This is a genomic window from Ruegeria sp. YKSF070, from assembly GCF_059612725.1.
The window spans coordinates 1-25,000 of record NZ_JBXWRD010000058.1 but is presented as its reverse complement, the minus strand read 5'-3'; the positions used below and the strand labels follow the sequence as shown (position 1 = coordinate 25,000).

The window sequence follows — 25,000 nt, the reverse complement described above, 5'->3', positions numbered from 1 at the left end:
CAGCGCTGACCCCGGCGATGTGATCCTGGGTGTAGTTGGCGCGGATCCCGCAGACCCTGATAGAACTGGCCCGACCCTGAGGGCTTTGGTGCTCGGCATTCTAAATCATGCCGAAGCATATGCGCTTTCCAACCGCTCGACGGTGGCGCAGACAGCTTGATGATCGCATTGTTTACTGTTAACTAAACACCATGCCAGCCAGAACGCTCACCCCCAAGTCCTCCGCCCCGCCGCCCAGCACGCGTGCGGTGATCTATGCCCGTGTCTCCTCCAAGGAGCAGGAGAAGGAGGGCTACTCGATCCCTGCGCAGTTGAAGCTGCTCAAGGATTACGCCGCCGCAGAGGGCTTCACCGTGGCGAAGGAGTATGTGGACGTCGAGACCGCCAAGCAGACCGGCCGCGGTGCCTTCGGCGAGATGGTGACTTGGCTGCGGGCGCATCCGGACGTGCGGGTGATCCTGGTCGAGAAGACCGACCGGCTCTATCGGAACCTCAAGGACTGGGTGACGGTCGACGACCTGGATGCCGAGATCCACTTCCCCAAGGAAGGGGTGGTCCTGTCGCGCGACTCGCGCTCGTCCGAGAAGTTCATGCACGGCATCAAGGTGCTGATGGCGAAGAACTACATCGACAACCTGTCGGAGGAAGCCCGCAAGGGCATGCAGGAGAAGGCCGAGCAGGGCATTTGGCCGACCAAGACACCGCTCGGCTACCTGAACGTCACCGGTCCGGACGGGCGCAAGGTGATCGCCGTCGACCCTGAGGTCGCGCCGATCATCACCAAGCTCTTCGAGTGGTATGCGACCGGCGAATACGCGCTGAAGGAGGTCGCCAAGAAAGCCCGCGCCGCCGGGCTTGCCTACAAGAAAAGCGGCGCACCGGTGCCGACCAGCACAGTGCACTCGATCCTGCGCAACCGTCTCTACACCGGCTGGTTCGAGTGGAACGGCAAGCTCTATCAGGGCAAGCACGAAGCGCTGGTGCCGGTCGAGTTGTGGGAGCGGGTGCAGGGCGTGATGGACGGCCGGAACGCGAGCAAGCACCGCCGCATGACGCATGACTTCGCCTTCTCCGGCCTGATCGCTTGCGCGCGATGCGGCTGTTCGGTGGTCGGCGAGATCAAGAAGCAGAAATACATCTACTATCACTGCACCGGCTACGCCGACAAATGCCGAGGCGAGCCTGCCTCGTGCCGTCGGAAGTATGTGCGCGAGGAGTTGCTGGAGCAGCAGTTCACCGCCATGCTCGGCCGGCTTCGCTTCGACGACGAGGTGCTTGAGTGGGTGCGCGAGGCACTGCACGCCAGCCACGCCGACGAGCGCCGCGAGCACGAAGAGGCGATCGCCCGGCTGCAGGCCGAGCACGCCCGCCTCGGCGAGCGGATCAGCGCGATGTATGTCGACAAGCTCGACGGGAAGATCACCGGCGCGTTCTTTGAGGAGATGTCGGGCAAGTGGCGCGAGGAGCAGCGCCGCCTGCAGCGGGACATCGAGCGCCACGAGGAAGCCGAGCAGTCCTACATGGAAGAGGGTTTGCGGATTCTCGAACTGGCCCGGAACGCGCAGGCCCTGTTCGAACGCCAGCCGGCCCGCGAGAAGCGGCGGCTTCTGAATTTCGTGCTATCGAACTGTACCTGGGAGGATGGGGAGGTGGTCGCCACCTTCCGACAACCTTTTGATCTTTTGGCGGAAACTACGGCTGTTGCTGAGAGCGCAGCGGCCGATGATCAGACGAAATCCGGTAAGAATGATATTTGGCTGGGGTGGTAGGATTCGAACCTACGGTACGCGGTACCAAAAACCGTTGCCTTACCACTTGGCTACACCCCAACAGTGAGCGGCTATCTACGCAACCTCGGAAGGCTGCGCAAGAGGTTTGGGGGAAAAATTTCGGCACCGCTCACGATTTTTCGATCCCTCCTCGTGGACGCGGTTCAACCACCGGTCCGCACCAGAATGGCGCCGTTGCGCGCGCCCCGCTCAACTGCCTCGTGCGCGGCGGCGGTGGCATTAAGATCAAAGGTTTCCTGGATCGGGCAGGACAGGGCGCCGGAGGTCAGCGCGGCATGTACACGGTCGATCGCGGCCTGGCGGTTGGTGGCATCCAGCAGGTAGACCAACGCCGTTTCGAGCGTCACCGATTTGAACATCAGCGGGTAGAAAGGAAGAACCGGAGCCATCACCCGGGCAGAGCCATAGGCATTGATGCGCCCGTTCGGCGCGATAACGGCGGCGTCCACCTCGGCATTGGCGCCGAACTCCACCTCGACGATCCGGTCTACGGGGGCGTCATCATTGGCTGCCAGAACCGCCGCGGCCAAATCCGGATCGGCATAGTCCAGCACCGCGTCCGCACCCGCCGCCCGCAGGCGCTCGGTCGCGCCGGGGCTTGCAGTGGCAATAACGCGGGCGCCGCCCCATTTCGCCAGTTGCACGGCAAGATAGCCCACCGTCCCGGCGCCACCTTGAACAAGCACTGTCCGCCCATTGACGGGGCCGCCCGAGAACACCACATGCGCCGCCGTCAGGCCGGGAATGCCCAGTACCGCACCGGTTTCCAGGCTGACATCCGGCGGCAGCGGCACCGCCTGTTCCGAGGGCAGCGCTATCTGTTCGGCACAGGTCCCCATCGCGCGGCCCCATTGCCCGTTCCACAGCCAGACCCGTTCGCCCACCCGGCCAGCATCGACCCCGTCGCCCACCGAACGGATTACACCGGACCCGTCGCTGTGGGGTACGATGGCGGGATAAGGCAGCTCGGTGACGCCGGCGCGCGCGCCGGCCCGCGCCTTGACATCCGAAGGGTTCACACCTGAGAACGTCAGATCGACCAGTACCTCTCCCGGACCGGGCCGGGGCGTGGGCAGCTCCTCCAATTGCAGGACATCGCGCGCGGCGCCAAAGGCACGGTAAAGGACGGCTTTCATCACGGGTCTCCGGTTTCAAATCTGCGACAGCTTAGACGGTTTTCAGACCAAGCTGAATCGCAAATCCCAAAGCCGGCCCACCGTTTCAGTCTGTCGCCACCACGAAACCACCCTGGAACGGGCTGCTGACGGTCGCATTGCGCTGGGCCATGCGTTCCAGATTGACGATGGTAGACAGCATGATGCGATCATGGCTCCAGTCCGACGAACGCTGCATGACCAGCATCGTCGTCAGAACCGAGGCCATCAGCAGCCCTGAAATGAGCAGCCAGACCCCAGGCCCGGCGGTATCCTGACGGGTGGCGGTCAGCGCCACTATGCGACTTTGTAGCGTCGAGGGACGGCGCGTCTCGCGCCGGTCCACCAGGGCCACCGTGGGGGTGGTGCGAGCAAAAAGCACCGGGTTCTGCGCGGCCACCTGGCAGGCCCGGATCAGGCACTCGCAATAGGCGCGCATGTCGAAATGCGGGCGTGCCATCAGCGCCTGGTCACAGGCATATTCTCGCAGCATCCGCACCTGGCGACGCCACAGGAAAAAGGCCGGATTCCAGAACAGCAGCGGGCGCAACAGTTCAAGCAGGAACTCGCATTCGATGTCACTCTGGCGGAAATGCTGCAACTCGTGTGCGACGGTCATCCGCAGGTCCTGCGGCGCCTCGAGCAACGCCGAGGGCAGCACCACATAGCGATTGCGCACCCCGCGGGTGGAATAGGCGACACGGGCGGTGTCGCTGATCAGGAGTTCCACCCGCCCGATGCGTTTCCACAGATGGGCGCCGCGCAGACTGTGGGTCAGCCGCAGCACCGACAGGCCCATATGCAGGGCACAGAACAGCGCGCCGGCCAGAAAGGCCGCCACCACCACCCGGGCCCAGACCTCGTGCTGTGCCAGCAGGGCGCGCACCATATCCTCGCGCAGGCCCAGCAGGGCCTCGAACTGGCTGGCGCTGAGACCGACATTGCCATGCAGGTACTGCCGCACCAGCAAATCCGGGATATTGGGGGGATGGGCGACAATCCAGGTTGTGATCATCAGCGCCAACAACGGCGAGGCCACCAGCAGAACGGTCAGCCCGTTCAGAAGCCGCAATTGCGGCAAATAGGCAGTGCCCAGCCGGGTTTTCATTACCGCCCATCGGAGCAGCGACCAGATCGCGACACCCGCGACCAGCAGAAGATTCAGATCGAGATAGGCATTGAGAAGAACTTCACCGTCCATTGTCCCCCAACCTTTCGTTCAGCAAGGCCCGCATGCTTTCGAGCATGTCGTCCGTCACCTCTTCGTCGTCGACAAGCCGGGCGACCAATGCCGCCGGTGCGCCGTCGAAAAGCTTGCTCGAAAGGTCCTTGAGTGTCGTTCGTTGGTAGTCTTCCTTGGGAACGGCCGGGCGGTAGACAAGCGAGCGGTCATGCCGCTCGGAGGTCAGAAAGCCCTTCTGCTCCATGATCTTCAATACCGTCGCGACCGAGGTATAGGCGCGGGTCTGCGCCTTGTTAAGCTCGGCCAGAATATCACGCACGGTACCGCTGCCGATTTCCCAGACCACGGTCATGAATTCCAGTTCGACCTCGGTCAGCAGGGAGCGTTCCTGTTTGCGCGCCATCGGCTCGATTTTCCGCATCGTCCTTGTTCCGATTCATGCTAGGGGCTGAAAGGGCGGTTGAAAACTATTTTCTTAGCAGGTGGGCGCTTACACCTTCCAGAAACAGAAGGTACCCCAGGCCAGTGCCAGCCCGAGTGGCACCCACAGCGGCAGGCCGACAAGCCCCAGCCAGGCCAGGAAGATATAGCTGCTGCCCAACAGGCTGATGAACAGCCGGTCGCCCCGGGTGGTGGTCAGGCCCAGCACCCCCTTGCGGGCATCGCCGCCCGGGTGCCGGATTTCAAGCACCACCAGCACCCCGATGGCGCTGAAGATGCCGATGAACAAAAGCGCGGTGGGCCAGGTCCAGGCCATCCATGAAAGCATCACACCCTCCCCATCGCAAAACCCTTGGCGATGTAGTTGCGGACGAACCAGATCACGATCGCGCCCGGAATGATCGTCAATGTCCCCGCCGCCGCCAGCAGGCCCAGCTCGTACCCCGCACTTGACGCGGTCTTGGTCATGGTGGCCGCGATGGGCTTCGCGTCGACCGCTGTCAGCGTCTTGGCCAGCAGCATCTCGACCCACGAGAACATGAAGCAGAAGAAGGCCGCCACCCCGACGCCCGCCTTGATCGAGGGGACAAAGATGGTGGCAAAGAAGCGGGGAAAGGAATAGCCGTCGACAAAGGCGGTCTCGTCCAGCTCCTTGGGGATGCCACGCATGAAGCCTTCGAGGATCCAGACCGCGAGCGGGATGTTGAACAGGCAATGCGCCAGCGCCACCGCCAGATGGGTATCAAACAGCCCAACAGCCGAATAGAGCTGGAAGAACGGCAGCGCAAACACCGCCGCCGGCGCCATCCGGTTGGTCAACAGCCAGAAGAACAGCTGCTTGTCGCCCAGGAACCGATACCGGCTGAAGGCATAGGCCGCCGGCAGCGACACCGCGACCGAGATCACCGTGTTCAGCGTGACGTAGAGGATCGAGTTGATATAGCCCCAATACCAGGTCGGATCGGTGAAGATGACCCGGTAGTTTTCCAGCGTGAAGGTTTGCGGGAACAGCGAGAACCCGGCTAGGATCTCGTTGGTCGTCTTGAAACTCATCGCCACCAGCCAATAGATCGGCAGCATCAGGAACAGGATATAGGCGATGGGGACGAGGGTTCGTTTCTGCATGTCTGTCGTCCTCAGTTCTGATCGTCCTTGGTCATAAGCGTGTAGAACAGCCAGCTGACCAGCAGGGTAATGGCGAAATAGATCAGGCTCATCGCGGCCGCCGGACCCAGGTCGAACTGCCCCAGCGCGATCTTGACCAGGTCGATGGACAAAAGCGTGGTCGAGTTGCCGGGACCGCCCCCGGTCATCACGAAAGGCTCGGTATAGATGTTGAAGCTATCCATGAACCTGAGAAGGATCGCGATGGTCAGAACCGTTTTCATTTTGGGCAGCTGGATGAACCGGAATACCGCCCAGTTCGACGCCCCGTCGATCTTGGCCGCCTGATAATAGGCGTCAGGGATCGACACGAGGCCCGCATAGCTGAGCAGCACCACCAACGAGGTCCAGTGCCAGACATCCATGGTGACGATGGTGATCCAGGCCGCCAGCGGGTCCTGCGTCATGTCATAGTTTATGCCCATGACATGGTTCAGGAAATAGCCCAACAGGCCAATGTCTGGCAGGGTAAAGATGTTCCACATCGCCCCCACAACGTTCCACGGGATCAGCATCGGCAGCGCCATCAGCACCAGGCAGACCGGCACCCAGAACCCTTTGCGCGGCATCGACAGAGCAATGGCGATGCCCAGCGGCACCTCGATGATCAGGATCAGGAAGGTGAACAGGAACTGCCGCCCCAGCGCCGCGTGAAACCGGTCCGAGCGCAGGATCTGCTCGAACCAACCCAGCCCCTGCCAGAAGAACAGGTTGTCGCCGAACGTCTCCTGCACCGAATAGTTGACCACCGTCATCATCGGGATCAGCGCGTTGAACGCCACCAACAACAACACCGGCAGGACAAAGAACCAGGCCTTTTGATTTTCGGTCTTCATGCGGCGCCCTCCGCGGCCTCGGTCGCCAGCCAGCCATCGGCATACAGCCGGGTCTGGTCGCGGCGGAAATCCAGTTGCACCATCGCGCCCCGTTCAGGGCCGGGTCCACTGACGATGGCATTGACGCGGCTGCCGGCCACGTCGCATTCCACCACCGTATGCCGCCCCACATCCGAGACCTTGGTGACGGTCGCGGGCAGGCCCGACTGGCACAGCGATACAAATTCAGGGCGGACGCCGATCTCGGTCCGGGCGCCAGGCATAGCGGTGATCGGCCCTTCGAGCGGGATCGCCTGACCGGCGAACCGTGCCACCCCATCCGACAGGTCGGCGGGCAGGATGTTCATGCCGGGCGAGCCGATGAAATGGCCCACAAAGGTATGGGCGGGCCGGTCGAACAGTTCGACCGGGGTGCCGATCTGCACCACCTCGCCCTCTTGCATCACCACCACCTGATCGGCGAATGTCAGCGCCTCGGTCTGGTCATGGGTGACATAGATCATGGTGGCGCGCACCCGCTGGTGCAGTTCCTTGAGCTTGGAGCGCAGCTTCCACTTCAGATGCGGGTCGATCACGGTAAGCGGTTCGTCGAACATCACCACGTTGACGTCCTGACGCACCAGTCCCCGGCCCATCGAGATCTTCTGCTTGTTGTCCGGGCTCAGATGCGCGGCCTTGCGGTCGAGCAGGTCGGACAGTTCCAGCATCTCGGCAATGGCAGTCACGCGCTCGCGCACCGTGGCCTCATCCCGGCCCCGGTTGCGCAGGGGAAAGGCGAGGTTGTCGTAGACGGTCATCGTGTCGTAGATCACCGGAAACTGGAACACCTGCGCGATGTTGCGTTTGTCTGGAGGCAATTCGGTCACGTCCTGCCCGTCGAACAGGATCCGCCCCTCGGACGGGACCAGCAGGCCCGAGATGATGTTCAGAAGCGTGGACTTGCCACAGCCCGACGGCCCCAGCAGCGCATAGGCGCCGCCATCGGTCCAGTCGAGGTCGATCTCCTTCAACGCGTAGTCATCGGGCGTTTTCGGGTTCGGATAATAGCTGTGTCGCAGCTTGGAGAGTGTAATTTTCGCCATCTGCGCCTCACGCCACGCGGGAGCCATCGGGCGCAAACACATAGGCCGCCGACGGATCCATATGGAAATCATGCATTTCGCCCACCCGGTACGGGTGAACGCCCGGTGCCAGCGACACCCAACTGCCGCTGCCCATGTCGAAATGCGCCGAGCTTTCCGAGCCCGAAAGCTCGGTCACCTGCACCCGGCCGGACAGGGTGACAGTGGCCTCGGACGAGGCGACGGGCGATACGTGATGGGGCCGGATCGCGATGACATAAGCGCCATCCGCCAGACCAGCAGCCGGTCCGCTGAGCGTCCAGGTGACATCGGTGCCCATGCGCGCGATATCGCCCTGCTTGACGATCTCGGCCGTGTTGATCGGCGGGTCCGAGAACACCTGCGCGGCCAGTACATTGGAAGGATCGCGATAGATCTCGGCGGTGCGACCGAACTGGGTTACCCGGCCATCCTCCATCAGCGCCGTATACCCGCCCAGAAGCAGCGCTTCTTCAGGCTCCGAGGTCGCATAGACCACCACCGCGCCTCGGCCCGCGAACAGGTCGGGCAGCTGGTCGCGCAACTCCTCGCGCAGTTTATAGTCGAGATTGGCCAGCGGCTCGTCCAGGAACACAGCGCGGCTTTCCTTGGCAATCGCACGCGCCAGCGCGGTGCGTTGCTGCTGGCCGCCCGACAGCTCGTGCGGGCGCCGGTGCAGCATCGGGCGCAGCTTCAGGATATCGGCGGCATGTTCGACCCGGCCCTGTATCTCGGATTTCGGCAGGCCCGCCACCTTGAGCGGCGAGGCAATGTTGTCGAACACCGTCATATGCGGATAGTTGATGAAAAACTGGTGCACCAGGCTGATGTTGCGTTTCTGGGTGCTCTGCCCGGTCACGTCCTGGCCATCCATCAGGATTTGACCGCTGGCCACCGGGTCGAGCCCGGCCATCATCTTGATCAGCGAGGTCTTGCCAGCGCCGGTCGCACCGAGCAGGACATTGAAGTGACCTGTCTCAAGGACCAGAGAGGTTTCCTTGATATGCAGGTTGGCGCCGACGCGCTTGGTTACGTTTCTAAGTTCGAGTGCCATCGTCCCAAAGCTTTCGGCCGGTTCTTTTGGTCAGAGAGGCCCCGGAGACCGGAAGGTTCCCCGGGGCTGAGGGTGGGCGGGTTCACTTACGACCCCGCCCATCAGGAAGCCAGATCAGTTCTTGGACCAGCGGGCGACCAGCTCGTCATAGTTGACGGTCTCGCCCTGCGGCTTTTCGTTGTCCAGCTTGGGCTTGGCACCGCCATTGGCGAACCACCATTCCGCGTCCTTCTCTTCGTTCAGGCGCGGGCCACAGCCGCCATAGACATTCGCCGCCTCGTCCGCAGCCTGCATCCGGGCCATCACGGTGTCCATTTCGAACGCCAGACGGTCCATCGCCTCTTGCGGAGTAAAGGCACCCGAGTTCACGTCACCGATTTGCTGCCACCAGATCTGGGCAAGCTTCGGGTAGTCAGGCACGTTGATGCCGGTGGGCGACCAGCGCACGCGGTCGGGCGAGCGATAGAATTCCACCAGGCCACCCAGTTTCGGCGCGCGTTCCGAGAAGCTCTCGTGATTCACCGAGCTGTCGCGGATGAAGGTCAAGCCAACATGGCTTTTCTTCACGTCGACGGTCTTGGAGACCACGAACTGGGCATAGAGCCAAGCCGCCTGTGCACGATCCAGCGGGGTGGAGTTGAGAATGGTCCACGATCCCACGTCCTGATAGCCGACCTTCTGGCCGTCTTCCCAATAGGGGCCATGCGGGCTGGGCGCCATCCGCCACAGCGGGTTGCCGTCACCATCCACGGTGTTGTTGCCTTCGGACTGCGGCTTGACCATATCGGCAGTAAAGGCGGTGTACCAGAAGATCTGCTGGGCCACGTTGCCTTGGGCCAGTGCCGGCAGCGACTGGTAGAAGTCATAAGACGCCGCACCCGGAGGCGCATATTTGCGCAGCCATTCGTCCCACTTGCGAATCGCATAGACCGCCGCCGGGCCGTTTGCCGCGCCACCGCGGGTCACGCTGGCACCCGCCGGGTTGCACGAACCGGCTTCCATGCGAATACCCCATTCGTCGATCGGGATACCGTTGGGCTCACCCTTGGATCCGGCACCGGCCATCGACAGCCAGGCGTCGGTCATCCGCCAGCCGAGGTCAGGCGCGCGCTTGCCGTAATCCATGTGGCCATAGATCGCGGTGCCGTCGATTTCCTTGACGTCCTCGCTGAAGAACTCGGCGATATCCTCATAGGCCGACCAGTTGACCGGCACGCCCAGCTCGTAGCCATATTTGGCCTTGAACGCCGCTTTCAGGTCCTCGCGGTCGAACCAATCCTTGCGGAACCAGTAGAGGTTGGCGAATTGCTGGTCGGGCAGCTGGTACAGATCGCCATCGGGACCGGTGGTGAACTGAGTGCCCATGAAATCATCCAGGTCGAGACCGGGGTTGGTCACGTCCTTGAAATCACCCGCCATCATGTCGGTCAGGTTATATGCCAGTTGAAGGCGCGAATGGGTGCCGATCAAGTCGGAATCGTTGACATAGGCGTCATACAGGTTCCGCTTGGTCTGCATCTGGGTCTGCACGGCCTGAACGACCTCGCCCTCGCCCAGGATCTGGTGGTTCACCTTGATGCCGGTGATTTCCTCGAATGCCTTGGTCAGCACTTCGGATTCGTAGCTGTGCGTGGGAATGCCCTCGGACAGCACGTTGATTTCCATGCCCGCATAAGGCTCGGCCGCCTTGATGAACCATTGCATCTCGGCCATTTGCTCGTCCTTGGACAGGACCGAGGGCTGGAACTCTTCGTCAATCCACTTCTTGGCAGCGGCCTCGTCGGCATAGGCTGCCTGTCCCGCGACCACGGCGCATACCGCGGCTGCGGACAAAAGATACCTGCGCATCTTTTCCTCCCTGTTGTCTGCAACGCCAGAAATGCTCTGCGGCACCTGACTGTCATTTAGCTTTCACATGGGCGCGCAAATTGTCAAACTAAATTTTTAGTTTCATGTATATATTTGCATTATAACCATAATTTACGAAAACAAAATGAAATCACGCGTCAGACTCCCCAAGTATCGCGCAGGCGATATCCTTCGGGCCAGGGGTCGCTGGGGTCCAGCATGTGCTGATGAATGCCGGTGATCCAGCCCCGCCCCGAAATCTCGGGAAGGATTGCCGGGCGGTCGCCGACGCTTGTCAGCCCGGCAATGCGACCGGAGAATTTGGACCCGATGATCGAGGTCGCGACAAACTGTTCCCCCTCGGCCATCTCGCCCCGCGCATGCAGGATCGCCATACGCGCCGACACGGCGGTGCCGGTGGGCGAGCGGTCGATCTTGCCGGGCTGGATCGCCACGGCGGAAGCGGCGCGCAAGACCCCGTCCCGCCGTTCGATCTCACCTGCAAAGAGGCAAAAGGAGATATGCCGCCACTCCGGGCTTTCCGGGTGGTGAAAGCCCAGCTGCGCATTGGCCGCATTGGTGATGGCGATGCCCATTTCGGCCAGGTCCCGCGCCCGGTCTCGGGCGATTTGCACGCCTAAATCCTGCGGTCGAACCACAACGAAACTGTCTCCACCAAAGGCCGTGTCCACAGTCACCCGCCCGACACCGGGCACATCCAGCGAGACATCGATCTGCGCGGCAAAGGACGGCAGGTTGCGCACGAATATGCGCTCGGCCTTCCCACTCCGGCATTCGGCTCGCACATCCACCAGCCCTCCGGGGGCTTCGAGCACGAGTTCGGTCACCGGCTCGACCATTTCGACCAACCCGCTGTCGAGCAGCACGGTCGCCACGCAGATCGAGTTCGACCCGGACATCGGCGGCGTGTCCTCGGGTTCCATGATGATAAAGGCCGCATCGGCGCGCGGGTCCTTGGGCGGCACCAACAGGTTGACATGCCGGAACACGCCGCCACGCGGCTCGTTCAGCATGAAGTTCCTCAGCCGCCCGTCGCGCGCGATCCAGTTGCGCTGCGCCCACAGGGTCTCGCCCGGTGGCGGCGCGACGCCGCCAACGATGACATCGCCCACCTCGCCCTCGGCATGGGCGGAAATCACATGGATGGTCTTGCTGCTGCGCATTTTTCAGCCTTCTCAGGTAATCCACCCGGGACGCCCCGGCGCATGTCCGCTCACAGCGGCCTCGACGCAGTGCGCAAGGCTGCCGAACCGCATGGCGCGGCCCGACAGGCCCGGCCCGTAATGGGCGTATTTGCCCGAATTGGTCATGATGGTACGCGTGGTGGGCGGCAGTACCGGCTCGGTCACCGAACACCAGCAGAGGTCCGGGATGACTTGCACACCCGAGGCTTGCAGGCGCGCCAATACCCCGTCGCCTGCTAACTTGTCACGCTCGCCCCGGCCAATCGTGACAATGGCGGCGGCTCCCTTGGCGATCCGGCGCCCGTCCAGCAGGTCCGCCAATACCCGACATTCATGGGCCGAGGCATGCGGACTGCCGATGGCCACCAGTTCCACCCGCGCGGGCCCGGGATTGAACTGCGCCCATGCGCGGGCGAAGTCCCCCGGCACGATAGCCATACGCGCCGCTCCCTCGGCCAGGGCTCCTTCAGCCTCGGGCGTGACACCCGCTACATGCAGCATCGCCGCCGCCGAAGTGGTGCCGAAAGCAGCACAGAGCGCCTTGAGGTCATCCTCGGACGGCGCGCTGTCCTCCAGCCCGGTGAGGAGAGGGATACGGTCCGGCGCCAGCCGCCCGGCCAGATAGCCCAAGAGCGGCCAGAACGCGTCGTCTGCGTCCTCAGGCCGCTCTACCCGGATTTCCACCTGCGCCTTTCGATTGGCATCCAGATAGACGCCAGCCAGCGGCGCCCTGCCCGTCAGCGCCATGCACAGGTCGAGGTAATCGGGATGTTTGACGCTGCGCGCAGCCAGCACGCTGTTGGCATAGACCACCGCGTTCGACTCGGCCCAGGCGATGGCCTCGCCCACCTTTGGTATGTCCTCCAGCAGATAGGGCGCACAGGTGAAACTGGGTCGCGCGCCCATCCGCAGATAGGCATCGGCCAGCCGACTGGCCGGCCCGCCGAACGCAGGCGGCACGCCCTGCGCGCGCCAGTTGGCATGATCGACCGAGATCGCGTTCATCGTGGTGGGGATACAGACCCGCCCGCCCATCGCGGCCATATCCTCGGCAAAACGCAGATTGGCCTCACTGTGATAGATGCAGCCGTCGATATGGGCGCGGCTGACATCGGTCAGCCGTTCGGCCCCCTGCGCCGCCGCCATGGCGCAGATGATCCGCATCGCCAGCCGCACCGGCGGCGCGGCCGCCTCGGAGAGCATGGCGCGGTCCACCGCGCTCAGGTCCAACATCTCGCCCGCGAGCGATTCCAATGTCAGCGACAGCGCCCCTGCCGTCAGCCGATCAGGCGTCACCGCGGCCAAAGGCTCTTTCGCCAGCGCGTCATACTCCGACGCCGACAGGCGCAGCACCGCGACCGGCCGGTCATACATCCAGACTGCGACCAAGGCACCGAGTGTCAGGATATCCTCGCCCTCACGGAACACCAGCGCCGCCGGGGCGTGGCCATTCAGCGCCAGCGCCAGCAGCACGCCACTGCCCGAGCATGACCCCCGGCTTGTCGGCATCATCACCACCGCCCCGGCCAATGCGGCGCCGTGTTGGGGGTGATGCGCGTCGATCACCCGGCCCGTCTCGGGATCGACCCCGCCCCAGAAACTCAACCCCTCGTCAAAGACCAGAACCGGCCCCGACGCCTCGGCCGCCACGATGCAGTGTGCCATCCCGCCTCCCTGTTCAGGCCACCACGAAACCATGGGCATAGGGGTCGCGCGCGTCAATGAAGATGGTGTTGAAGCCGGTGACCCGCGCCCAGCCGCCAATCGAGGGGATGATACCCGGCCTGCCGCCGACCTCTGCCGCCGCTTCGACCCGGCCATGAAACAGCGAGCCGATGATGGACTCGTGCACGAAATCGTCGCCGGGACGCAAGGCGCCGCGCGCCGCCAGCTGCGCCATCCGGGCCGAGGTTCCGGTGCCACAGGGCGACCGGTCGATGGCCTTTTCGCCATAGAACACCGCGTTGCGCGCATCCGCGCCGGGCTGGGTCGGCTGCCCGGTCCAGAGGATATGCGACAGCCCCTGGATCTCGGGTTTCTCGGGGTGGGTGAACGTGTACTTCTCGTTCAGCGCCGCGCGTAGGCGCGGGCTCCACCCCACGAGGTCCAGCGCCCGGTGATCGGCAATATCGCGGAACACCGCCTGCGGCTCGACAATGGCGTAGAAATTACCGCCATAGGCGACATCGACCGAGACCTCGCCCAGCCCCTCGACATAGGCGCTCAGACCCGAGGCATGCAGATAGGCGGGCACATTGGTCAGCCGCACCTCTTCGACAAACCGCCCCTCTTGCCGGTATTCCGCCACCACCAGCCCGGCAGGCGTATCCAGCCGCAGCACACCGGGTGTGCGCGGCGTGACCAGCCCGTGTTCGATGGCGGTTGTCACCGTGCCGATGGTGCCATGCCCGCACATCGGCAGACAGCCCGAGGTCTCGATATAGAGAACCCCCACATCGCAATCCGCGCGCGTCGGGGGATAGAGGATGCTGCCCGACATCTGGTCATGGCCGCGCGGCTCGAACATCAGACCGGTGCGGATCCAGTCGAACTCGGCCTGGAAATGCGCCCGGCGCTCCAGCATGGTGGCGCCCTCCAGACGCGGCGCGCCACCGGTGACCACGCGCACAGGGTTGCCGCAGGTGTGGCCGTCGATACAGGAAAAGGTGAACTGGGTCATGGTGCCTCAGAAACGGGTTGCAGCGTAGGGGGAAAGGTCGATCCGGGGCGCGGCCCCGGTGACAAGCGCAGCGACCAGCGCCGCCGTGCCCGCCGATTGGGTCAGGCCCAGATGGCCGTGGCCAAAGGCATAGGTGACGCGATCCGCGCACGGGGCCGGGCCGATCACCGGCAGGCTGTCAGGCAGCGAGGGGCGGAACCCCATCCACTGTGTCCCACCCTCGGCTCGCAGACCGGGCAGGAAACCGCGCGCCTTGTCGAGCAGCACTTCGGCCCGACGCCAGTTGGGCGGGCGTTTCAACCCGCCCAGCTCCACCGCGCCGCCGACACGCACACCCTGCCCGATGCGCGAGACAACAAAACCGTGATCGGGAAAAGTGAGATGCGTGCGCAGATCGAAGGCGCCCGCAGGCAGGGTGGTGTTATAGCCGCGCTCGGTTTCCAGCGGGATGTCGTCGCCCAGCGTCCGCGCCAAGTGATGCGACCAGGCCCCGGCGCAGATCACCGCCCGGTCCGCCCGGCGGGCACCATCGGCACAGTCGATCGTCACCGTCTCACCCTCTTGCCGCAAGGCACGGACCTCGGCGATCTCGATCCGACCGCCCCGCGCCCGGAAGACATCCGCCAGATGCGCGACCCATTGCGCGGGATCGGTCACATTGCGCCAACCGGGGGTGAATCCGGCATGGGTGAAGCGTGGCGACAGGCCCGGCTGGATCTCGGCAATCGCCTCGGGCCGGTCGAGCAGGTGGAACGCGACCCCATGGGCTGCGCGGGTCTCCCAGCCGGGCAGGCTCGCCTCATAGGCGCGCTGCCCTTCGTAGAGCTGCAATTGCCCCTCGTCGCGGACCAGCGCCCGCGCGCCGGTCTCGGCAATCAGCGTGTCCAGCGCCTCGGCGCTCAGCCGCATCAGCGCCGCCTGCGCTGCCAGCGCACTGGCATAGCGGTCGCGCCAACTGGCCCGCCAGAACCGGACCATCCAGGGCGCGATCCGCGCGGCGTAACCGGGCGGGACCGACAGCGGACCCAGCGGATCAAGCAGCCATTTCGGCGCCTTGCGCATGATCCCCGGCGTCGCCAGCGGGATCACATCGGCAAAGGCAAAAGCCCCGGCATTACCCGCCGACGCCTCGGCCGCGACCCCCTTGCGGTCCAGCACCGTGACTGTGTAGCCAGCCACTTGCAGGGCCAGCGCGCAGGTGATGCCGACCACGCCAGCCCCGATGACGATGACCTCGACACCGCGTGTCATGGCAGCGTATAGGCGGTCTTGACGGTGGTGTAGAACTCGGTGGCATAGGTCCCCTGTTCGCGCGCCCCATGGCTCGACCCCTTGGTGCCGCCAAAGGGCACATGATAGTCCACCCCAGCGGTGGGCAGGTTGACCATCACCATGCCCGCGCGCGCATTGGCCTTGAAATGGCTCGCATGTTTCAGCGAGGTGGTGCAAATCCCTGCCGACAGGCCGAATTCGGTGGCATTTGCCACCGCCAGCGCCTCGTCATAGTCCCGCACGCAAAGGACCGAGGCGACGGGGCCGAACACCTCTTCGCGGTTGATACGCATGTCGGGCGTGGTTTCGGTTATCAGGGCCGGGGCCATGTAGAACCCGTCCTTGTCCAGCTCCAACCGCTCGCCGCCGGTGACAGTGCCGCCTTCACTTCGCGCGATCTCGATATAGTCCAGGTTCTGCTCCAACTGCCGCGCATCCACAACCGGCCCCATCTGGGTTGCCGGGTCCAGCGCATCGCCCACCCGAAGATCGCGCATCGCCGCCGTCAGCGCCGCCACGAAACGGTCATGCACGCCCTCGGTCACGATCAGCCGCGACGAGGCGGTGCAGCGCTGGCCGGTGGAAAAGAACGCGCCATTGAGGCAGCCGGCCACCGCCAGATCCAGATCGGCATCGTCCAGAACCACCATCGGGTTCTTGCCGCCCATCTCCAGCTGCACCTTCTTCATCGCCGCCCCACAGGCCGCCGCGATACCGCGCCCGGTGGGCACCGACCCGGTGAAGGAAATCGCGTTCACCCGCGCATCCGCTACCAGACGCGGACCCAGCTCGGACCCGCGCCCCATCACCAGGTTCACCACGCCTGCGGGCAGGCCCGCGCGCGACAGAATCTCGACCAGCGCATGAGCACATCCCGGCACCAGGTCGGCGGGTTTCAGCACCACCGCATTGCCATGGGCCAGCGCCGGGGCGACTTTCCAGGCCGGGATCGCGATGGGAAAGTTCCAGGGCGTGATCAGCCCGACTACGCCCACAGGCGCGCGGGTGACCTCGACCTCGACCCCGGGTCGGACCGAGGCCAGCCGGTCGCCGGTCTGGCGCAGCGCCTCACCGGCAAAGAACTTGAAGATCTGCCCGGCCCGCGCCACTTCGCCGATCCCCTCGGCCAGCGTCTTGCCCTCTTCCCGCGACAAGAGCCGCCCCAGTTCCTCCTTGCGCGCCAACAACTCGGTGCCGGTGAAATCAAGCGCATCGAAGCGCTGTTGCGGGGTCGATGCGGCCCAAAGCGGTGCGGCCGCTTGGGCGGCGGCAATGGCGGCATCCAACTCCCCCTCTCCGGCCTGCGCCGCGTGACCGACGATATCGGTCACATCCGAGGGGTTCACATTGGCGCGGCCCGTACCGCAGGCGACCCAGTCGCCGCCGATGAAATTGCGATACTCCATGCTCGTCGCCTCAGGCCGCCAGGTCGAGCTGCTGCGACCAACCGGCATACCAGGCGCGGAACAGGGCGTATTGCCGCTCGACATAGCCGCGCTGGCTGTCGCTCAACGCGTCGGTCTCGTTGAAATGCAGGCTGTATTCCGGCTCGCCGTTCAGCACCATCAGATGCTTGTAGTAAAGGACAAGGTCCGGCCCCTCGTCAAAGGACGACAATACCCCCAGCGCCTCTTCCAGCTCCTGCGCGCGCTGCCGCGCCACCGGATCGCCCGCCGCCGCACGGCGGCAGAGCACGACCAGATGCAGCACCTCGCGCGGCAGCGCGTTGCCGATACCGGTGATCGCCCCCTCGGCCCCGCAATTGACGAAACCATGAAAGACGGCGGTATCGACCCCGACCATCAGCGTCACACCATCGTCCTGCGAAGTGATCGCCTCGGCGGCATAGCGCAGGTCGGCCTTGCCGCCGAACTCCTTGAACCCGATCAGGTTGGGATGCGCCCGGCGCAGGTCAAAGAACAGATCGGCGCGGGTGGCAAAGCCGTAGTAGGGGCTGTTGTAGATCACCGCCGGCAGGTTGGGCGCCGCCGACAGGATCGCCGCGAAATGAGCGCGTTGCGCCGCCATCGAACTGCCGCGCGACAACACGCGCGGGATCACCATCAAACCGCGCGCGCCGACCTCGGCCGCGTGGCGGGCATGGGCAACGGCCGAGGCGGTGTTGACCGCCCCCGTTCCCACGATCACCGGCACCCCGGCGGCGGTCAGGCGCGCCACGCCCTCCATCCGTTCGGCATCGGTCAACAGCGGCCAGTCCCCCATCGAGCCGCAATAGACCACCGCCGACATGCCAACAGCGATCATCTCGCGCCCCTTGCGCACCAGCGCGTCGAAATCGGGTCGGCGGTCGGGGGTGCAGGGGGTCATCAGCGCCGGCATGGTGCCGGAGAAAACGGTCTGGGTCATGGAATGTCCTTTCGTCGCGGATCACCGGACCCGCCCTGAGTCGAGATGCCCTCTTGTTATCGGATATTGGATCCAATATTCAATATAAAATTTTTACATCCCCGCCGTGTTGCGTTAGCCTGCGGGAAAAGCGGTAGCTGACAGCGTGGAAAATGGCGAAATTTCAAACCGTTGACATTGGGCGCTCGGCCTCGGCGGCCAGTATCATCTTTGCCGCCCTGCGCCGCGCGATTGTCGAGGGCGACCTGGCCGATGGTGAACCGCTGCGCCAGGACGAGATCGCGCGCAGTTTCAACACCAGCCGCATCCCGGTGCGCGAGGCGCTGACCATGCTGGAGCAGCAAGGGTTGGTGAAGACCGAACGCTACAAGGGCGCCGTGGTGGCGGGCCTGTCGATGGCCGAGGCGACCGAGATCTTCGATTTCCGCGCGCTGGTCGAGGCCGAGGTGATGCGCCGGGCCGTGCCCAACATGACGGCCGAGGTGATCGACACCGCCCGCACCTGCCTGGAACGCTTTGCAGCCGCCAGCGACCCGATGCACTATGGTGACCTGAACCGTGAGTTTCACGAAACGCTCTACCGCGCCTCGGCCCTGCCCTATCACCTGGGGGTCATCGAAAACGCGATGGACCGGATCGACCGCTATCTGCGCGCGCAACTGGTGCTGAGCGACGGGATGGAGCGCGCCCGCCGCGAACATCTCGCCATTCTCGACGCCTGCGCCAAGGGAGAGGCCGAACGCGCAGCCGCCCTGACCGCCGAACATATCCGAGGCGCGCGCGACTCGCTGGCCGAGCATATGGAACAGCGCAACGGGTAACATCACGCGCCATCCGCATCCGATTCCCGGCAAATCGCCACAAACGGTTTCAAGTTGTTGCGATCCTTGGTTATGCTTACCTGAAAACGACTAGGAAAACAGGTCGCGAACGACCCGAAGTCCGTTTCGCACGCCTCTTGGCGGTCACCGCAAGTTTGGCCTTGGACGAATCGAACCCCGCCTTTAAAGGGCGACCGACACCGGAGCCCCAGCCGCAGGAAAGGCCGACCCGATTGAAACATCCTCTTGACGCACCGCATTCCATCTATGGCGTGGACAAATGGGGCAAGGGCCTGATTGTGGTGACAGAAGAGGGTGAGATCGGGCTGAAAAACCCGCTCCGCCCCGAGGCCGACGCGGTCAGCCTGCCCGGCATCCTGCACGATCTGGAACAGCGCGGCATTCGCGCCCCGATGATCCTGCGGATCAGTTCCTATCTTGAGAACGAGATCGCCCATATCAACGACAGTTTCGCCGATGCCATCAAACGCTCGGGCTACAAGGGCGCCTATCGCGGCGTGTTTCCGATCAAGGTCAACCAGCAGGCGCAGGTGATCGACCGCATTGTCGAGTTCGGCCATCGCTACAGTTACGGGCTTGAGGCTGGATCGAAACCCGAACTGGTGATCGCGTTGGCGCACAAGCTGGCCTCGGACGCGCTGATCGTCTGCAACGGGGTCAAGGATGCCGAGTTCATCCGCCTCGCCATCCTCAGCCGCAAGCTGGGGTTCAACACCGTCATCGTGCTGGAAAGCCCGAAAGAGGCCGATACCGTTATCGAGGTCTACAACGAGCTGGGGATCGAGCCGCTTCTGGGTGTGCGCGTGAAGCTCACCAACCAGCTGAGCGGCAAATGGGTCGAAAGCTCGGGCGACCGTTCTTCCTTCGGCATGAATACCGACCAGCTCGTGCGCGTGGTCGACAAGCTGCGCGATGCCGGGCTGATCCATTGCCTGAAACTTCAGCACTCGCATCTAGGCAGCCAGGTGCCCGACGTCAACGACGTGCGCCGCGCCGTGGGCGAGGCCTGCCGCTATTTCACCGAACTCAGCGCCGAGGGCGTGCCGCTCAGCCATCTGGACCTGGGCGGCGGCATGGGTGTCGATTACACCGGCGAGAAACGCGCCACCGAGAACTCGATCAACTACACGGTCGAGGAATATTGCGCCAACGTGGTGGAAACAGTGGCCTATGCGATGGACGAGGCCGGCATCGCGCATCCCACCATCGTCACCGAAAGCGGCCGCGCGGTGGTGGCAACCTCGTCGCTGCTGGTGTTCAACGTGCTCGAAAGCACGCTGTACGACGCGCCCACCGCGCCGGGTACCGAGCCCGACGATCACCATCTGGTCACCGACCTGGCAGCAGTGAACGGCTATCTGACGCCCGCGCGGCTTCAGGAATGCTGGAACGACGCCACATTCTATCGCAACGAATTGCGGGCCCTGTTTCGCCGTGGCTATGTCGATCTGCGCCAGATGGCCCGGGCCGAACGGATCTATCTGTCGCTGATGGCGCGGATCAAGACCATGGTGGCCGAGGTCGAGGCCGAGACCGATCTGGACGCCCAGATGGAAAAGATCGCCGATATCTACCACTGCAACTTTTCCCTGTTCCAGTCGCTGCCCGATGTCTGGGCCATCGACCAGTTGCATCCGATCGTGCCGCTTCAGATGCTGAACGAGGCGCCCGACCGCCGCGCGGTCCTGTCCGACATCACCTGCGACAGCGACGGCAAGGTCGACCGCTTCATCCTGACAGACGGCGTATCGCCCTCCTTGCCGGTTCATTCGCTGCCAGAGGATCAGGACTATTACCTCGGTGTCTTCTTCGTCGGCGCCTATCAGGAGACTTTGGGCGATCTGCACAACCTCTTTGGCGACACCAACGTGGTCACCATCGACCTGCGCGCCGATGGCGGGTTCGACTTGCTGCACGAGCAGGAGGGCGACACCATTTCCGAGGTGCTCTCTTATGTCGAATACGACCCGGCCGATTGCGTCGCCGCCTTTCGCAAGCTGGTCGATGGCGCCATTTCTAACGGTTGCCTCAAGGCCAGCGAACGCAAGCTGATCATCGGCGCCTACCGCGACAGCATCAACGGCTACACCTACTACGAATGAAACAAAGACCGAGCTGCGACCACGGCGGGCCATCAATCCCTGAAACATTCGGCTTGCGTGATCTGCGAGAAGCGGTGGGTGCGCATTTCTTCATGTGGGCGTATCTTGAAGACGAGTTGAGAAAGTCCATCACACAACTGGAAAGGGTCGCGGGACATCAGCCGACCCATGGCATCCTTCGTTCCTTGAATCGTTGGCAAGACCTGCACAAGACCATCGCGCTAAACAAACCCAGCCACATGGCTCTCATTGACGAGATCTACAGCCAGGTCGCGGGCGGCCTTCACATTCGGAACCGGCTCGCGCACGGGATCAGCGGCGTTCGTGTGAACGACGGCGCGCGGACAAGCGTTGTGATCTTTACCATGATGAATGGCATTCAGATGAACCTCACCTTAGCCGAGCTTGAGGCAACAACCGAAAGATTGGGTCGCATTGTATCGTATTTTGATCGTGTAGAATATGCCGCTTTGGCTTCCTGCACTGCTCAGATCCAGAACATCTACGATGACATTCTTGCAGGCCTTCATGGAAACGGGTCATAGCCATGTTTTTCTTGCTACGCGAAAATACTGAAACTAACTGGGCACGAACAACAGCCCAGACCTTTTCAGGCACGGTCACAACCGAACCACCTGATTACTCCGCAACGGTGTTAGTCTCCTCCGAAAAGAGATACACCTATTACGAATAACCCACCAGCCAGAGGAGACTTTCCCATGGGCAAAACACTCGTTGTCGGCGCAGGTGGCGTCAGCCACGCCGCCGTTCACAAGATGGCCATGAATTCCGACATCTTCACCGAGATCACTCTGGCCAGCCGGACCAAGGCGAAATGCGACGCCATCGCCGCCTCGGTCAAGGAGCGCACCGGGGTCACCATCCAGACCGCCGCGCTGGATGCGATGGACGTGGCCGCCACCGTCGCGCTCATCAAGGAGACAGGCGCCGAGATCCTCGTGAACCTCGCCCTGCCCTATCAGGACCTCAAGCTGATGGATGCCTGCCTCGAGGCCGGGTGCCACTACCTCGATACCGCCAACTATGAGCCCGAGGATGTGGCCAAGTTCGAATACCACTGGCAATGGGCCTATCAGGACAAGTTCAAGGAGGCGGGTCTGACCGCAATCTTGGGGTCCGGCTTCGATCCGGGCGTGACCTCGGTCTTTGCCACCTGGCTGAAAAAGCACAAGCTCGAAACCATCCGCCAGATCGACGTGCTGGACGCCAATGGCGGTTCGAACGAGCAGGCCTTTGCCACCAATTTCAACCCCGAGATCAACCTGCGCGAGGTTCTGGCCGAGGCGCGGCACTGGGAAAACGGTGACTGGCAGGTCACGCCCGCCATGACCCACAAGGTCGAGTTCGACTTCCCCGGCATCGGGCCCAAGAACATGTACCTGATGTATCACGAGGAACTGGAGAGTCTCTCGACCCACTTCCCCGAGATCGAGCGCGCCCGCTTCTGGATGACATTCGGCGATGCCTATATCATGCACGCACGCGTGCTGGAAAACGTCGGCATGACCCGCATCGACCCGGTCATGCATGACGGCAAGGAAATCATCCCGATCCAGTTCCTGAAAACCCTGCTGCCCGACCCCGGCACCTTGGCCGAGGAAACCAAGGGCAAGGCCTGCATCGGCGATATCGCCACGGGCCAGGCCAAGGACGGCTCGGGCGAGAAGACCTATTACATCTACAACATCTGCGACCACGAGGAATGCTTCCGCGAAGTGGGTAGCCAAGCGGTTAGCTACACCACCGGCGTGCCTGCGATGATCGGCGCGGCGCAGGTGCTCAAGGGCAACTGGGTGGAACCGGGCGTGTGGAACATGGAACAGCTCGACCCCGATGACTTCATGGACATGCTGAACACTCACGGCCTGCCGTGGCAGGTCCATGAACTCGACGGTCCGGTCTCTTTCTGACCTTGTGGGCAACGGGCGCCCGCGCCCTTTCTTCTGTTTGAAAATACCTCGGGGAGTCCGGGGGGCAGCGCCCCCCGGCCTCTCCGCCTCACGGAGACGCCGGATATGGCAGATGTGATGCAAACCCAGGCCGGTGACGCTGGCGCCTTCCGCCGCTTCGAGCTCTCCCGCGTGCCTACCCCCTGTTTCGTGGTGGACGAGATGGCCATCGAGCGCAATCTGGCGATCCTCAAGGATATCTCCGACCGCTCCGGCGCGCACGTGCTGTCGGCGCTCAAGGCGTTTTCCATGTTCGCCCTCGCCCCGCTGGTGCGCCAATACCTCGGCGGCACCTGCGCCAGCGGCATCTACGAGGCGCGATTGGGACGCGAGGAATATGGTGGCGAAGTCGCCACCTTCTGCGCCGGGTACAAGGAACAGGATATCGACGAGATCCTGTCGCTCAGCGATCACATCATCTTCAACAGCCCGGCGCAAAAGGATCGTTTCCTGACCCGCGCTCAGGCGGCGGGCGTTCAGGTGGGTCTCAGGATCAACCCCGAGCATTCCGAAGGCGAGATCCCGAAATACGATCCCTGCGCGCCCTGCTCGCGCCTCGGCACCCCGGTCAGCCAGCTGACGGCTGAGGCCTTAGAAGGGGTCGACGGGCTACACATGCACACGCTCTGCGAACAGGGGTTTGACCCGCTCGCGCGGACCTGGGCTGCGGTAGAGCCAAAACTCGCTCCCTATCTGCCCGGCCTCAAATGGCTCAATTTCGGCGGCGGTCATCACATCACCCGCGCCGACTACGACCGCGACGTGCTGGTGCGCTTCATCAAGGGTATCCGGGAAAAACACGGGCTCGACGTCTATCTCGAACCCGGCGAGGCGGTGGCGCTGGATGCTGGTATCCTCGTCGGTGAAATCCTCGACCTGCCGACCAATGGCATGGACCTCGCCATCACCGATATCTCGGCCACCTGCCACATGCCCGACGTGATCGAGGCACCCTATCGCCCCGCCCTGATGGACGAGGCCGACAGCGGCCATACCTATCGCCTGGGCGGCCCCTCCTGCCTCGCCGGGGACGTGATCGGCGATTACACCTGGGACCAGCCGCTGACCATCGGCCAGCGCTTCGCCTTTCTCGATCAGGCGCATTATTCGATGGTCAAGACCAACACCTTCAACGGCGTGCCCCTGCCCACCATCGCGCTGTGGAACAGCGACACCGACGCGCTGCGCATCGTGCGCCAATTCGACTATTCCGACTTCAAGGAGCGCCTCTCATGAGCATCTTCCTCGACAGCGAACTCACCGCCGCCGAACGGGGTGAGGACGCCCGTTTCCGCATCATCCCGGTGCCGCTGGAAAGGACCGTCTCTTACGGTTCGGGCACGGCGGGGGGGCCCAGTGCGATCATCGAAGCGTCTAACGAGCTGGAACGCATTACAAACGGCGCCGAGCCCTGCGCGCAGGGCATCTTCACCGAACCGCCGCTCGACTGCGACGGCCCGCTGTCCGAGGTGATGGAGCGCCTCGCCCAGCGGACCGAGGCCGCCATCCGCGCAGGCCAAGTACCGGTCACGCTGGGGGGTGAACATTCGCTCAGCTTCGGCGCGGTGATGGGCGTAGCGCGCGCCCTGGGTCAGCCACTGGGGCTTGTGCAGGTCGACGCCCATGCCGACCTGCGCATCGCCTATCAGGGCGAGAAACACTCTCATGCATCGGTCATGCATCTGCTCGCCGAGGAGGGCATTCGCCTGGCGCAATTCGGCGTCCGCGCCCTCTGCCAGCAGGAAATGGACGAGCGTGCCAAACACGGCGTGTTCTATAAGGATGCCGAGGAGCTGGTCACCGACAATATCCACGCCATCGACCTGCCCGAGGATTTCCCCGAGCTGGTCTATGTCAGTTTCGATGTCGACGGGCTGGACCCGGCCCAGATGCCCGCAACCGGCACGCCGGTGCCGGGCGGCCTCGGCTATTATCAGGCGCTGCATCTGGTCGAGAACGCGCTCAAGGGCCGCAAATGCGTTGGCCTTGACG

Annotated in this window: 22 protein-coding genes and 1 tRNA gene; 7 read left to right on the top strand and 16 right to left on the bottom strand. The window is 63.6% G+C overall.

What is annotated here, in order from left to right; genetic code table 11:
• The first annotated feature begins 191 nt into the window (after positions 1-191).
• Complete coding sequence (locus AC2FL1_RS20440; protein WP_496878138.1) at positions 192-1,769, top strand: recombinase family protein; 1,578 nt, start codon at positions 192-194, stop codon at positions 1,767-1,769.
• Here the strand turns inward: AC2FL1_RS20440 and AC2FL1_RS20435 are convergent.
• The 16 genes from AC2FL1_RS20435 to AC2FL1_RS20360 all read right to left on the bottom strand — a co-directional run bounded on the left by AC2FL1_RS20435 (position 1,755) and on the right by AC2FL1_RS20360 (position 18,094).
• A tRNA-Gln gene (locus tag AC2FL1_RS20435) sits at positions 1,755-1,829 on the bottom strand. The genes AC2FL1_RS20440 and AC2FL1_RS20435 overlap by 15 nt on opposite strands.
• Positions 1,830-1,933: 104 nt before the next feature.
• The gene (locus tag AC2FL1_RS20430) at positions 1,934-2,926 is read right to left on the bottom strand and encodes an NADPH:quinone reductase (RefSeq protein WP_496825953.1); all 993 of its coding nucleotides are present in this window, start codon (positions 2,924-2,926) and stop codon (positions 1,934-1,936) included.
• 85 nt (positions 2,927-3,011) lie between these two features.
• Positions 3,012-4,145: a M56 family metallopeptidase gene (locus tag AC2FL1_RS20425; RefSeq protein ID WP_496825955.1), complete on the bottom strand. Its 1,134-nt coding sequence runs from the start codon at positions 4,143-4,145 to the stop codon at positions 3,012-3,014.
• Entirely contained in the window at positions 4,135-4,530 is a 396-nt protein-coding gene (locus AC2FL1_RS20420; RefSeq protein ID WP_234143020.1) for a BlaI/MecI/CopY family transcriptional regulator, read from the bottom strand. The genes AC2FL1_RS20425 and AC2FL1_RS20420 overlap by 11 nt, the downstream gene beginning before the upstream one ends.
• 87 nt (positions 4,531-4,617) lie before the next feature.
• On the bottom strand, positions 4,618-4,896 hold the full coding sequence (locus AC2FL1_RS20415) for a DUF2160 domain-containing protein (RefSeq protein WP_496878137.1): 279 nt from the start codon (positions 4,894-4,896) through the stop codon (positions 4,618-4,620).
• Positions 4,896-5,693, bottom strand: a complete 798-nt coding sequence (locus AC2FL1_RS20410; protein WP_496825957.1) for a carbohydrate ABC transporter permease — start codon at positions 5,691-5,693, stop codon at positions 4,896-4,898. Before AC2FL1_RS20410 ends, AC2FL1_RS20415 begins: the two co-directional genes overlap by 1 nt.
• An 11-nt stretch (positions 5,694-5,704) precedes the next feature.
• Positions 5,705-6,568: a carbohydrate ABC transporter permease gene (locus AC2FL1_RS20405; RefSeq protein ID WP_496878136.1), complete on the bottom strand. Its 864-nt coding sequence runs from the start codon at positions 6,566-6,568 to the stop codon at positions 5,705-5,707.
• Positions 6,565-7,650, bottom strand: a complete 1,086-nt coding sequence (locus AC2FL1_RS20400; protein ID WP_496825961.1) for an ABC transporter ATP-binding protein — start codon at positions 7,648-7,650, stop codon at positions 6,565-6,567. Before AC2FL1_RS20400 ends, AC2FL1_RS20405 begins: the two co-directional genes overlap by 4 nt.
• A gap of 7 nt (positions 7,651-7,657) precedes the next feature.
• Positions 7,658-8,722 (bottom strand): ABC transporter ATP-binding protein, encoded by a 1,065-nt coding sequence (locus AC2FL1_RS20395; protein WP_496878135.1) that lies wholly within the window; start codon positions 8,720-8,722, stop codon positions 7,658-7,660.
• A 114-nt stretch (positions 8,723-8,836) separates the two neighbouring features.
• A complete protein-coding gene (locus AC2FL1_RS20390) occupies positions 8,837-10,570 on the bottom strand; it encodes an ABC transporter substrate-binding protein (RefSeq protein WP_496825965.1) in 1,734 nt (577 codons plus the stop codon).
• 158 nt (positions 10,571-10,728) lie between these two features.
• A complete protein-coding gene (locus AC2FL1_RS20385) occupies positions 10,729-11,754 on the bottom strand; it encodes a trans-3-hydroxy-L-proline dehydratase (RefSeq protein ID WP_496878134.1) in 1,026 nt (341 codons plus the stop codon).
• Between the two features lie 12 nt (positions 11,755-11,766).
• Positions 11,767-13,440, bottom strand: a complete 1,674-nt coding sequence (lhpI, locus tag AC2FL1_RS20380; protein WP_496878133.1) for a cis-3-hydroxy-L-proline dehydratase — start codon at positions 13,438-13,440, stop codon at positions 11,767-11,769.
• Between the two features lie 13 nt (positions 13,441-13,453).
• Positions 13,454-14,455, bottom strand: coding sequence for a 4-hydroxyproline epimerase (locus AC2FL1_RS20375; protein WP_496878132.1), 1,002 nt, complete (start codon positions 14,453-14,455; stop codon positions 13,454-13,456).
• A 6-nt stretch (positions 14,456-14,461) separates the two neighbouring features.
• A complete protein-coding gene (locus AC2FL1_RS20370; protein WP_496878131.1) occupies positions 14,462-15,706 on the bottom strand; it encodes an NAD(P)/FAD-dependent oxidoreductase in 1,245 nt (414 codons plus the stop codon).
• The gene (locus AC2FL1_RS20365) at positions 15,703-17,133 is read right to left on the bottom strand and encodes an aldehyde dehydrogenase family protein (RefSeq protein WP_496878130.1); all 1,431 of its coding nucleotides are present in this window, start codon (positions 17,131-17,133) and stop codon (positions 15,703-15,705) included. Before AC2FL1_RS20365 ends, AC2FL1_RS20370 begins: the two co-directional genes overlap by 4 nt.
• Before the next feature lie 10 nt (positions 17,134-17,143).
• Entirely contained in the window at positions 17,144-18,094 is a 951-nt protein-coding gene (locus AC2FL1_RS20360) for a dihydrodipicolinate synthase family protein (RefSeq protein WP_496878129.1), read from the bottom strand.
• Between the two features lie 152 nt (positions 18,095-18,246).
• Between AC2FL1_RS20360 and AC2FL1_RS20355 the strand changes: the two genes are divergently transcribed.
• The 6 genes from AC2FL1_RS20355 to AC2FL1_RS20330 form a co-directional block, all read left to right on the top strand.
• Positions 18,247-18,915 carry a GntR family transcriptional regulator gene (locus AC2FL1_RS20355; protein ID WP_496825979.1) on the top strand — a complete coding sequence of 223 codons (669 nt, stop codon included), beginning with the start codon at positions 18,247-18,249 and terminating at the stop codon, positions 18,913-18,915.
• A gap of 233 nt (positions 18,916-19,148) precedes the next feature.
• Positions 19,149-21,038, top strand: a complete 1,890-nt coding sequence (gene speA, locus AC2FL1_RS20350) for a biosynthetic arginine decarboxylase (protein WP_496878128.1) — start codon at positions 19,149-19,151, stop codon at positions 21,036-21,038.
• Entirely contained in the window at positions 21,035-21,583 is a 549-nt protein-coding gene (locus AC2FL1_RS20345) for a hypothetical protein (protein WP_496878127.1), read from the top strand. Before speA ends, AC2FL1_RS20345 begins: the two co-directional genes overlap by 4 nt.
• 174 nt (positions 21,584-21,757) lie before the next feature.
• The gene (locus AC2FL1_RS20340; RefSeq protein WP_496878126.1) at positions 21,758-22,969 is read left to right on the top strand and encodes a saccharopine dehydrogenase family protein; all 1,212 of its coding nucleotides are present in this window, start codon (positions 21,758-21,760) and stop codon (positions 22,967-22,969) included.
• 105 nt (positions 22,970-23,074) lie between these two features.
• Complete coding sequence (gene nspC / locus AC2FL1_RS20335) at positions 23,075-24,244, top strand: carboxynorspermidine decarboxylase (protein ID WP_496878125.1); 1,170 nt, start codon at positions 23,075-23,077, stop codon at positions 24,242-24,244.
• On the top strand, positions 24,241-25,000 hold a 760-nt coding region (locus AC2FL1_RS20330; RefSeq protein WP_496878124.1), incomplete at its 3' end, for an agmatinase family protein. The genes nspC and AC2FL1_RS20330, both read left to right, overlap by 4 nt.